Here is a 10,947-nt window from a genome sequence, read left to right as displayed (position 1 = left end):
AAAAATAATTAATACTAAATCATTAAACTTACTTCGATGATCGGGCTCGCCCTTGGCGTGGTCGTGATGATCGTGGTGCTCTCGGTGATGAACGGCTTCGATCATGAGATGCGCACCCGCGTGCTGGGCATGGTGCCCCACGCGACCATCGAATCCGGTGATCCGATCAACGATTGGCAAAGCCTGGCCACCAAGGTCAAACAGAACCCGCAGGTGACGGCCGTCGCGCCGTTCACCCAGATGCAGGGGCTGCTGACCAATAACGGTCAGGTGTCCAAGGTGTTGCTCAACGCCATCGACCCTGCGCTTGAGCGCAACGTGTCGATCATCGACAACTTCATGAAGCAGGGCAAACTCGACGACCTGACACCGGGCAGCTTCGGCATCGTCATCGGCGACAAGGCCGCGACCAAGCTTGGCGTGGGTCTGGGTGACAAGGTCACCTTCGTCGCCCCGGAGGTCAGCGTGACTCCGGCCGGGATGTTCCCGCGCATGAAGCGCTTCACCGTGGTCGGCATTTTCCATGTCGGCGCCGGCGAGCTCGACGGTTATCTGGGCGTCACCAACCTGCAGGATCTGGCGAAAATGCATCGCTGGAAGCCTGATCAGGTGCAGGGCCTGCGTCTGAAGTTCGACGACCTGTTTCAGGCACCGCGTGAGGCATGGAACATCGCCCAACAACTTGGCGATGACCGTTTCTACGCCCGTGACTGGACCCGCACCCACGGCAATTTGTATCAGGCGATCCGCATGGAAAAAGCCATGATCGGTCTGCTGTTGCTGCTGATCGTTGCGGTGGCGGCGTTCAACATCATTTCCACGCTGGTGATGGTGGTGAACGACAAGAAGGGCGACATCGCCATTCTGCGCACCCTCGGTGCCACGCCGGGCACGATCATGCTCACGTTCATGGTTCAAGGCACGGTCATTGGTGTTGTCGGCACAGCGATCGGCGCGGTGCTCGGGATTTTCGCCGCGCTCAACGTCAGCGCAGCGATCTCGGCCCTTGAAGGGCTGCTCGGTCACAAGTTCCTTAATGCTGACGTGTATTTCATTGATTATCTTCCGTCGCAGGTGCAGAGCCAGGATGTGGTTATGGTCTGCGCCGCTGCGTTGGTCCTGAGTTTCCTCGCCACCCTGTATCCAGCCTGGCGTGCCGCGCGCACCCAGCCGGCGGAGGCGCTACGTTATGAGTGAGTCGGGCATGAGTGAAAAAGCAATCTTGAGCTGCCGCAACCTGGGCAAATCCTACGAGGAAGGCCCTGAGTCGGTAGAAGTGCTGGCCGGTCTGCAACTGGAGTTGAACCCGGGCGAGCGTGTCGCGATTGTCGGCACCTCGGGCTCGGGTAAAAGTACCTTGCTCAACCTGCTGGGCGGCCTCGACACGCCAACCCAGGGCAGTGTGTGGCTTGATGGCGAAGAGTTGTCGGCCCTGAGCGAGAAGAAGCGTGGCCTGTTGCGTAACCGTTCGCTGGGCTTCGTGTACCAGTTCCACCACTTGCTGCCGGAATTCACCGCACTGGAAAACGTCTGCATGCCGCTGCTGATCGGCAAGACGTCGATCCCGGAGGCACGTCAGCGTGCCACCGCGTTGCTGGAGCGGGTGGGGCTGGGCCATCGCCTGGAACACAAACCCTCCGAGCTGTCCGGCGGTGAACGCCAGCGTGTGGCAATTGCCCGGGCACTGGTGAACAAGCCGGGGCTGGTGATGCTCGACGAGCCGACCGGCAACCTCGACTCCCACACCGCCCAGGGCATCCAGGATTTGATGCTGGAACTCAGCACCTCGATGCGCACGGCGTTCCTTGTGGTGACCCACGACATGAACCTGGCTCGCCAGATGGATCGCGTCCTGCACCTGCAAAACGGTTGCCTGACGCCTATCTGATCGGCTGAAACCCGGCGTCTGAAAAGGCGTCGGGTCTTTTATTTTTATACGGTGCCCCAGCGAATGTTCAGACCGTTATCGATCTTTATCGGCGCGCGCTATACCCGCGCCAAGCGCCGCAATCGCTTTGTTTCGTTCATTTCGATGACCTCGATGATCGGCCTCGCCCTCGGCGTGCTGGCGATGATCGTGGTGTTGTCGGTGATGAACGGCTTCCAGCGCGAAATGAGCTCGCGCATTCTCGGCATGGTGCCGCACGCGACCATCGTTGGCGTGAAGCCGATTGACGACTGGCAGCCGGTAGCCGCCGCCGCCATGAAAAATCCAGAAGTGACCGCCGCCGTGCCGTTCACCGAGATGGAAGGCATGCTCTCCTATAAGGGTTTGATGCAGCCGATCCAGATCAGCGGCGTTGATCCGGCCCAGGAAGGCAAGGTATCGATCGTCGCCCAGCACATTGTGCAGGGCCGTCTCGACGCGCTGAAACCGGGTGAATTCGGTGTGGTCATCGGTGAAATCACCGCTCGCCGTTTCCGCCTGAATGTCGGTGACAAGATCACCCTGATCGTGCCGGAAGTCAGCACCGCACCGGGCGGCATTACCCCGCGCATGCAGCGTCTGAACGTGGTCGGCGTGTTCAAGGTCGGTGCCGAGCTGGACGGCTCGATGGGCCTGATCCATGTGGCCGATGCTGCGACCATGCAGCACTGGGAGCCTAATCAGGTGCAGAGCGTGCGTCTGGCGGTCAAAGACTTGTACGCCGCACCGAAAGTGTCTTCAGAAATCGCTGCCGGTCTTGGCGCCGAGTTCAAGGCTGACGACTGGACCCACACTCAGGGCAGTCTGTTCAGCGCCATGAAGATGGAAAAAACCATGATCGGCCTGCTGCTGTTGATGATCGTCGCGGTGGCGGCGTTCAACATCATCGCAACGTTGATCATGGTGGTGAACGACAAGGGCGCGGACATTGCGATCCTGCGCACCATCGGAGCCACGCCCCGGCAGATCATGGCGATCTTCATGGTGCAGGGCACGGTGATCGGCATTGTCGGCACGCTGATTGGTGGTGTGCTGGGCGTGATCGCGGCGCTGAATGTCAGTGAACTGGTCGGCTGGTTCGAGCGAGTGAGCGGGCAACACATCTTCAGTTCCGATGTGTATTTCGTCAGCAATCTGCCGTCGCAATTGCAGGCTGGCGATGTGCTGCTTATCTGCTCCGCCGGGTTTGTCTTGAGCTTTTTGGCGACGCTGTATCCAGCGTGGCGGGCGGCGAAGATTGAGCCGGCTCACGCCCTGAGATATTCGTAACCTTCGATATCGACTTCGCGAGCAAGCTCGCTCCCACAGGGGATTTGTGAACGACACAGATTCCCTGTGGGAGCGAGCTTGCTCGCGAAGGGGCCAGAATCTCTGGCCTCAATTCCCCCGAGGCAACTCAATCACAAACCGCGTCCAGCCTCGATCCGATTCGCAATGAATGTGCCCACCATGGGCCCGGACGATCGACTGAGTAATCGCCAGCCCCAAACCCGCATGTTCACTGCTGCCTTCCTGCCGCGCCGGATCGGCCCGGTAAAAGCGATCAAACAATCGCGGCAACAACTCCGATGAAATCCCTTCACCACTGTTCTCGACCGATACGCGCACAGCATTCGGCAGGTCTTGAATCGACAAGCGAACTTCCCCCGCCGCCGGTGTAAACCGCAACGCGTTATCCAGCAGATTCGACAGCGCTCGACGCAACATGCTGCGATCACCCTCGATGCGTGCATTACCTTCACGGCTCAACGTCACTGTGGCGTCCTCGGCCAATGGCGCAAAAAACTCCACCAACGCATCCGCCTCGTCCGCCAGGTCCAGCGGCTCACGCTTGGGCATCAGCAAGCCGTGATCAGCCTTGGCCAGATACAACATGTCATTGACCAGTTGCGCCATCCATTGCAGTTCTTCGAGGTTGCTGTGCAGCGCTTCGCGGTAATCCTCGATCGGTCTTGGGCGGGTGAGGGTGACCTGGGTGTGGGTCAGCAGGTTCGACAGTGGCGTGCGCAGTTCATGGGCGATGTCGGCCGAAAACGCCGAGAGCCGCTGAAACGAGTCGTCGAGGCGTGCGAGCATGGCGTTGAAGCTGTGGGCCATTTCCGTAAGCTCTGGAGGCATTTGCGCCTCCGGCAGTCGGGCATTGAGCGATTGCGCCGAAATCCCACGCGCCACCGCACTCATGCGCCGCAATGGGCGCAAGCCACTGCGCGCGGCCCAGGCACCGAGCAGCGCGGTAGCCAGCGCCGAGAGTCCGACGGTCAACCAGATCAGATGCTGCATGCGTTGCAAAAAGTGCTGGTGATGGGTGATGTCCAGCAACAGCGTCAATTGTGGCGAGTCGGGTTTGTCCGGGTAGAGCGGCGCGTTCAGCACTCGGTAATCGGTGTCGCTATTGCTCACGGTCGACAGGCCGGCTTGTTGCGGCAAGACTTCTGGCACCTTGATCGAGCTGTCGTACCAGCGTTGTCCGTCACCGCCCGTGATGCGCAACGACAGATCGGCCTGGCGGCTCAGTTCATCCGCCAGCCGCGCCTCACTTTCACTGGCCTGAACATCCTGCAAGGCGCGGCGCAGACCGATCAGTTTGCCGTCGAGCAATTGCTGGTCGAGCTCAATGAAGTGCGCCTCACTGGCCCGGTTGAACAGCACCCCGGCGAACAGTGAAACCACGGCGGTGCAGGCGGCAAACAACAAGGCCAGGCGTGAACTCAACGATAACCGGCGCATCAGGCTGGACGCTCTTCAAGCACGTAACCCATGCCGCGCACGGTGTGGATCAGCTTGTTGGGGAATTCGTCGTCGATCTTCAGGCGCAAGCGCCGGATCGCCACTTCGATGACGTTGGTGTCGCTGTCGAAATTCATGTCCCAGACCTGCGAGGCGATCAGCGATTTGGGCAGCACTTCACCCTGACGGCGCAGAAGCATTTCCAGCAGGGCGAATTCCTTGGCGGTCAGATCAATGCGCTGACCCTGGCGTTCGACCCGGCGGCGAATCAGGTCCAGACGCAGATCGGCCAATTGCAGGCTGGTTTCCTGCGGTGTGGCACTGCCCCGACGCAACAGGCTGCGCACCCGGGCCAGCAGTTCGGAGAAGGCGAACGGCTTGACCAGATAATCGTCGGCACCGAGTTCCAGACCGTGAACCCTGTCCTCCACCGCGTCTTTCGCTGTCAGAAAAAGAACCGGTGTATCCAGGCCAGCACTGCGCACTGTTTGCAGAATCTGCCAGCCATTGCGCCCGGGCAACATCACATCGAGGATCAGCAGCGCGTAATCACCGCTCAAGGCCAGTTGCTGGCCGCTGTCGCCGTCGGCCACCAGTTCGGTGTTGAACCCGGCTTCGGTCAGGCCCTGACGCAAGTATTGGCCGGTTTTCGCTTGGTCTTCGACGATTAACAGTTTCATGGGCGACTCGGGCTGATTCGGTGTGATTCGGTATGAAGCAACGAAAGCTTTATACCGCGACAGCGGGCGGCAAGCGCCAACCTGACAAAGTTGTAATCTTCCCGTCAGGTAGGCGCCAGCGCAGGCCGGTTAGAGTTTCCCACAAGCTGAACCTTATCTTGTTGGAGTACGACCATGTTTTTGCGCAAATCCTTGGCGTTGACCGCCTGCTTGTTGGTATTGAGCGCGCCAGTGTCGGCCGCGCCAAAGCACTCCTACGATTTCGGTCAACCGGCGGCGGCAAGCAAAGCGACCCGAAGCATCGAAGTGGTGATGGGCGATATGTCGTTCGATCCGAAGGCTATTCAGGTCAAGGCTGGTGAGACCGTTCGCTTTGTACTGGTGAATAAAGGCCAGTTGCTGCACGAATTCAACCTCGGTGACGCGGCGATGCACGCCGGTCACCAGCAGGAAATGTTGCAGATGCAGCAAAACGGCATGCTCATGCCTACCGCCATCAAAGAAATGTCCCACGACATGGCGGGCATGGATCACGCGGCGATGGGTCATGGCATGAAACATGACGACCCGAACAGCGTGTTGGTCGAACCGGGCAAAACCGCTGAGTTGACCTGGACTTTCAGCAAGGCCACCAGCCTGGAATTTGCCTGCAACATTCCCGGGCATTATCAGGCCGGTATGGTCGGCAAACTGACTGTCAGTCAGTAAGCACTCAAAGGCGCGAGCAAAGGCTGGTAGAATCCGCTGATTCTTCAGTCAGGTTTCCGCCATGCATCCCGCAGCCGAACACTCGCCGCTGGGCAAATCCAGCGAATACATCGCCACCTACACGCCGTCCTTGCTGTTCCCGATTCCGCGCACCGCGAAATGGGCGGAGCTGGGCCTGACCGCCGAAACCCTGCCGTATAAAGGTGTGGATTTCTGGAACTGCTTCGAACTGTCGTGGCTGCTCCCATCGGGCAAACCGGTGGTGGCCATCGGCGAATTCACTATTCCGGCAGATTCGCCGAATATTATCGAATCGAAGTCGTTCAAGCTGTATTTGAACTCGTTGAACCAGACGCCGTTTGCCGATAGCGCCACGCTGGAAGCGACGTTGGTCAAGGATCTGTCGGCCGCGGCCGGCAAACCCGTCGGCGTGCGGGTTCGCAGCCTGAAAGAGGTCGAAGCCGAAGGCGTGGTGGCGTTGCCGGGTGTGTGCATTGATGACCTGGAAATCAGCGTCAGCAACTATGAGCATCCGCGTCCGGAACTGCTGCGTTGCGATGATTCGCGCGTCGTTGAGGAGAGCGTGCACAGCCACTTGCTCAAATCCAATTGCCCGGTGACCAGCCAGCCGGACTGGGGCAGTGTAGTGGTGGAGTATCGCGGCGCGGCGCTGGATCACGCCAGTCTGCTGGAATACATCGTCAGCTTCCGCCAGCACTCGGACTTCCATGAGCAGTGCGTCGAGCGGATTTTCCTCGACCTGCAACGGTTGCTGAAACCTGCGAAGTTGACGGTGTTTGCGCGGTATGTGCGTCGGGGTGGGCTGGATATCAATCCGTATCGCAGCACCGAGAGCGTGCAGTTGCCGAACCATCGTCTGGTTCGTCAATAAATATCCAGGGTGTAGAAGAACCACTGTGGGAGCGAGCTTGCTCGCGAAGGCGTCGTGTCAGTCGCCATCATCGTTGAATGATCCACCGCATTCGCGAGCAAGCTCGCTCCCACATTTGACCGCGTCGCAAATCGCGGAAATGAAAAAGCCCTGCCAGTGATGGCAGGGCTTTTTTGTCTGGCGGGGAATCAGATCCCCATGTTGCCCAGTGTAATGATGATATTGCGCAGCGCGCCGGCAATGGCCGGGTGTTCGACTTCAAAGCGTTCGACGGCCAGGTTCACGCCATCAGCGAGGCTGGCATCCTGGGTCCTGGTTTCAAGTTCAATTTTTAGCTGGATCTGCTCCATCAGATCATGCAGATCTTTCCGTTCAACTTCAGTCAGCGGTGGATTCTGATCCAACTGCTCGCGCAGAGCATCGAGCTGTTTTTGAAGTTCTTGAGCGGGCATGGTGGTTTCCTTTTTTATCGAGAGGCACTGGCATTGACCGCAGCCACGCGCCAAAGGTCTATGGCTGACCTTTAGATTAATCCACTCTCGATCACCCTGCATGATCCCGATCAGGGCTTTTCGCCTTTGAGGCGGCGCAGGCTGATGTCCGCCAGGCAGGTTTCCAGCTCGCCCAGATGATCGATCACCGAGTGCACGCCGAGGCCGAACAGTTGCATCGTCGCTTTGCCGCGCAACTGCTCCCGTTCTTTTTGGCTCAAGGCTTGCCACTCGCCCGGTGCCAGACCGCACAGCGAACCGCAGGATGCCAGACCGATTGTCCACAAGCCGGCATTGAGGCCCGATTGCAGCAATCGCGGCTCGCCGCTGACCAGTACGCAACCGTCCAGGCTGCCAACGTTCAAGTCCATCAGCGCCTGCCAGCAGGCATTAGGCGCGGGCCACGGATTGATTGTTGCCGAATGTTGCCCGGGTTTGATCCATGCCGGTAAGGCCGCCGACAGCGGTAGCGCAAGGGCAGGGGACAGGTCATCGATCCAGGCGCAAGGAATTTGCTGGCGCTGCAAGCTCTGCAGGCTCTCGAGCGCGCCTGGTGTGGCCGCGGCATGTTCGGGCAGGGCAGTGCTCTGTTGTCGGGCGCGGGCACCGAAATCCACCAGGCAACCACTGAGTCCGAACAGTATGGCGTTCAGGCTGGGCGCGGCGAAGGGCAAGGTTTCGGCGTGTGACATGGCTACATCCCTGAAATATCCGTCAGGCTAGAACCTGCCGATGACAGTTGGATGACAGCGATGTGAATCGAGGGCTCAGAAAACTCCTACAAGTCGCTTCACTCACGGACTGCTCAAAAGGACTTTTGCGCTTATACTAGCCGCCTTACCGCTCGGGTCGAGATGCCCGTGCCAGTACAAATCCAAGGAGTTTCTCTATGCGCTTGAGCCCTTCGCTCGCTCAGCTTTGTGTATATGCCGGCCTGGTGCTGGCGCCGTTCGCCACTCAAGCGGCAACGGAAGAAGACCCTTGGGAAAGCGTCAACCGTCCGATTTTTCAGTTCAACGACTTCGTCGACACCTACGCGCTGAAGCCGTTGGCGCAGGGCTACGAGTTTGTGACGCCGCAATTTGTCGAAGACGGCATCCACAACATGTTCCGCAACGTCGGGGATGTCACCAACCTGGCGAACAACATTCTGCAGGCCAAACCGGCTGCGGCTGGCGTTGATACCGCGCGCCTGATCTTCAACACCACTTTCGGCCTGCTCGGCTTCTTCGACGTCGGCACCCATATGGGGCTGACCCGTAGCGACGAAGATTTCGGCCAGACCCTCGGTTATTGGGGCGTTGGCAGCGGCCCGTACGTAATGCTGCCGCTGATGGGACCGAGCACCCTGCGTGACGCACCGTCCAAGTACGTTGACGGCTTCACCGGCCCGTACCGCTACATCAACGATGTGCCCGTGCGTAACTCGATATTCGGCCTGAATATCGTCGACACCCGCGCCAGCCTGCTGTCCAGCGAGAAGCTGATCAGCGGCGACAAGTACACCTTCATCCGCAACGCCTACTTGCAGAACCGCGAGTTCAAGGTGAAGGATGGCCAGGTCGAAGACGATTTTTAATTTCGATCGGTGAAAAAAGAAGGCGACCCTCGGGTCGCCTTTTTTGTGTGCGCTTATTTCATCTTCAGGATGCTCAGGCCAAGCTTTTGGCTGTCGCCCTCCTGAGCCTTGACCCAAACCACTTCGGTCTCGGCCTCAAGGCCGCTGAGTGCCGAATGCTCGGAGTCGATCCTCACGTACAAACGGTCACCGACCTTGAATTTGCGCGCTGCTTCGACCTGCATGCCGCTGCTGGAGAGGTCGATGCACACGGCCGAGACCTGATCCCCTTCATGAATCAACACGACATCGGCATCGACACGCATGCGGATGAAATCGCGCTTTTCGCTGTAGTCCCGACCGGTTTGACTCATGGTTCTGACCTTCCATTGGGTTACGGTTTGAGCGGTTCTTATAACTCTCGGTGATTTGACAAGTAAAGTCGTCAAGCGACCATCGGCGCATGCTTGAAACGCCCCGCGGATGGGAGTACCGTCTGCGCCTTAGAAGGGCACCTCTGGTGCAACCGTGTACGGAGCTAACGCTCGAAAGCGGTGCAGCAGAGAGGCTAGAAAGCGAATCCAGTAGTCTGCGCAGGGCCGATGCCCCGCCAACTACGCCAACCTAATTCTGGCGCCGTTTGCCCACATGCCAAAAACCAGTGCCACGCTGCTGATAATCGATGATGACGAAGTAGTGCGCGCGAGCCTCGCGGCCTATTTGGAAGACAGTGGTTTCAGCGTCCTGCAGGCCAGCAACGGCCAACAGGGTCTTCAGGTATTCGAGCAAGACAAGCCCGACTTGGTCATCTGCGATCTGCGCATGCCGCAGATGGGCGGTCTCGAGCTCATCCGTCAGGTCACCGAGCTTTCACCGCAAACGCCGGTGATCGTGGTTTCGGGTGCCGGCGTGATGAACGACGCGGTCGAGGCGTTGCGCCTGGGCGCGGCGGATTACCTGATCAAGCCTCTCGAAGATCTGGCTGTGCTCGAGCACTCTGTGCGCCGGGCCCTGGATCGTGCGCGCCTGCTGCTGGAAAACCAGCGCTACCGCGAGAAGCTCGAAAAGGCCAACCGCGAGCTCGAGGCCAGCCTGAACCTGCTCCAGGAAGACCAGAACGCCGGTCGTCAGGTGCAGATGAACATGCTGCCGGAAAGCCCGTGGAGTATCGACGAGTTCAAGTTTGCCCACCAGATCATCCCGTCGTTGTACCTGTCGGGTGATTTTGTCGACTATTTCCGTGTCGACGAGCGCCGGGTTGCGTTCTATCTGGCGGATGTATCGGGTCATGGCGCCTCTTCAGCCTTCGTCACCGTGCTGCTGAAATTCATGACCACGCGCTTGCTGTTCGAGTCCAAGCGCAGCGGCACTTTGCCGGAATTCAAGCCTTCGGAAGTCCTTGGTCATATCAACCGGGGGCTGATCAGTTGTAAGCTGGGTAAACACGTCACAATGGTCGGTGGAGTCATCGACGAGGAGACCGGTTTGTTGACCTATAGCATCGGCGGCCATCTGCCGTTGCCTGTGTTGTACACGCCTGACAGTGTTCGTTATCTCGAAGGGCGCGGTCTGCCAGTGGGCCTCTTCAATGAAGCCACCTACGAAGATCACGTGCTTGAGCTGCCACCGACGTTCAGCCTGACGCTGATGTCTGATGGCATTCTGGATCTTTTGTCAGAACCTACGCTCAAAGAAAAAGAAGCCGCTTTGCCTCAACGGGTGAAGTCGGCGGGCGGCAGCCTGGATGGTCTGCGGCAAGTATTTGGATTGGCCACGCTGGGGGAGATGCCGGATGATATCGCCCTGTTGGTGTTGAGCAGGAATCTTTAATGAGTACCGGTAGAATCCAGTTCGCCGAGCAGTAATTCAAATTCGTACTGAAGTTCGTCTTTTAATTTATACTGACCCTTTGTTCGGCGTTGGATGCGACTTTTTAGATTATGTTTATCGTTTTGATTTTCATT

General features: G+C 58.7%; 11 protein-coding genes and 2 pseudogenes. 8 read left to right on the top strand and 5 right to left on the bottom strand.

Annotated features, from left to right (window positions below; genetic code table 11):
• Positions 1-21 precede the first annotated feature (21 nt).
• The 3 genes and pseudogenes from ACIQVE_RS20605 to ACIQVE_RS20595 form a co-directional block, all read left to right on the top strand.
• Positions 22-1,197: pseudogene (locus ACIQVE_RS20605) on the top strand (lipoprotein-releasing ABC transporter permease subunit); the annotation flags it as partial.
• Positions 1,198-1,204: 7 nt separating this feature from the next.
• On the top strand, positions 1,205-1,888 hold the full coding sequence (lolD, locus tag ACIQVE_RS20600) for a lipoprotein-releasing ABC transporter ATP-binding protein LolD (protein ID WP_164488114.1): 684 nt from the start codon (positions 1,205-1,207) through the stop codon (positions 1,886-1,888).
• A 63-nt stretch (positions 1,889-1,951) separates the two neighbouring features.
• Positions 1,952-3,196: a lipoprotein-releasing ABC transporter permease subunit gene (locus ACIQVE_RS20595; protein ID WP_402811439.1), complete on the top strand. Its 1,245-nt coding sequence runs from the start codon at positions 1,952-1,954 to the stop codon at positions 3,194-3,196.
• 108 nt (positions 3,197-3,304) lie between these two features.
• Here ACIQVE_RS20595 and ACIQVE_RS20590 read toward each other — a convergent pair whose 3' ends face one another.
• Positions 3,305-4,654, bottom strand: coding sequence for a heavy metal sensor histidine kinase (locus tag ACIQVE_RS20590; protein ID WP_402811437.1), 1,350 nt, complete (start codon positions 4,652-4,654; stop codon positions 3,305-3,307).
• A complete protein-coding gene (locus tag ACIQVE_RS20585; protein WP_402811435.1) occupies positions 4,654-5,334 on the bottom strand; it encodes a heavy metal response regulator transcription factor in 681 nt (226 codons plus the stop codon). Before ACIQVE_RS20585 ends, ACIQVE_RS20590 begins: the two co-directional genes overlap by 1 nt.
• Positions 5,335-5,508: 174 nt before the next feature.
• Here ACIQVE_RS20585 and ACIQVE_RS20580 point away from each other — a divergent pair, with 174 nt between their 5' ends.
• Positions 5,509-6,042 carry a plastocyanin/azurin family copper-binding protein gene (locus ACIQVE_RS20580; protein ID WP_402811433.1) on the top strand — a complete coding sequence of 178 codons (534 nt, stop codon included), beginning with the start codon at positions 5,509-5,511 and terminating at the stop codon, positions 6,040-6,042.
• Positions 6,043-6,103: 61 nt separating this feature from the next.
• On the top strand, positions 6,104-6,934 hold the full coding sequence (gene queF, locus ACIQVE_RS20575; protein WP_402811432.1) for an NADPH-dependent 7-cyano-7-deazaguanine reductase QueF: 831 nt from the start codon (positions 6,104-6,106) through the stop codon (positions 6,932-6,934).
• 188 nt (positions 6,935-7,122) lie between these two features.
• On the opposite strand, the gene ACIQVE_RS20570 is transcribed toward queF, so the two are convergent.
• Together ACIQVE_RS20570 and ACIQVE_RS20565 are read right to left on the bottom strand one after the other, a co-directional pair.
• The gene (locus ACIQVE_RS20570) at positions 7,123-7,386 is read right to left on the bottom strand and encodes a DUF4404 family protein (RefSeq protein WP_402811430.1); all 264 of its coding nucleotides are present in this window, start codon (positions 7,384-7,386) and stop codon (positions 7,123-7,125) included.
• A 110-nt stretch (positions 7,387-7,496) separates the two neighbouring features.
• Positions 7,497-8,117 carry an HAD family phosphatase gene (locus ACIQVE_RS20565; RefSeq protein ID WP_402811428.1) on the bottom strand — a complete coding sequence of 207 codons (621 nt, stop codon included), beginning with the start codon at positions 8,115-8,117 and terminating at the stop codon, positions 7,497-7,499.
• A 197-nt stretch (positions 8,118-8,314) separates the two neighbouring features.
• On the opposite strand from ACIQVE_RS20565, the gene ACIQVE_RS20560 reads away from it, so the two are divergent.
• Positions 8,315-9,004 (top strand): VacJ family lipoprotein, encoded by a 690-nt coding sequence (locus tag ACIQVE_RS20560; RefSeq protein WP_402811426.1) that lies wholly within the window; start codon positions 8,315-8,317, stop codon positions 9,002-9,004.
• Between the two features lie 53 nt (positions 9,005-9,057).
• Here the strand turns inward: ACIQVE_RS20560 and ACIQVE_RS20555 are convergent, their stop codons facing one another.
• Positions 9,058-9,357: a PilZ domain-containing protein gene (locus ACIQVE_RS20555; protein ID WP_402811424.1), complete on the bottom strand. Its 300-nt coding sequence runs from the start codon at positions 9,355-9,357 to the stop codon at positions 9,058-9,060.
• Between the two features lie 274 nt (positions 9,358-9,631).
• On the opposite strand from ACIQVE_RS20555, the gene rssB reads away from it, so the two are divergent.
• Both rssB and ACIQVE_RS20545 read left to right on the top strand, forming a co-directional pair.
• A complete protein-coding gene (gene rssB / locus ACIQVE_RS20550) occupies positions 9,632-10,813 on the top strand; it encodes a two-component system response regulator RssB (protein ID WP_402811422.1) in 1,182 nt (393 codons plus the stop codon).
• Positions 10,813-10,905, top strand: a pseudogene (locus ACIQVE_RS20545) (anti-anti-sigma factor); the annotation flags it as partial. The gene rssB and the pseudogene ACIQVE_RS20545, both read left to right, overlap by 1 nt.
• Between the last annotated feature and the right edge of the window lie 42 nt (positions 10,906-10,947).

Origin of the sequence: Pseudomonas sp. NPDC098747 (genome assembly GCF_044760045.1) — a bacterium.
GTDB lineage: Bacteria > Pseudomonadota > Gammaproteobacteria > Pseudomonadales > Pseudomonadaceae > Aquipseudomonas.
Note: the sequence above shows the minus strand (reverse complement) of the source record. Positions and strands in the feature narration are given on the sequence as shown.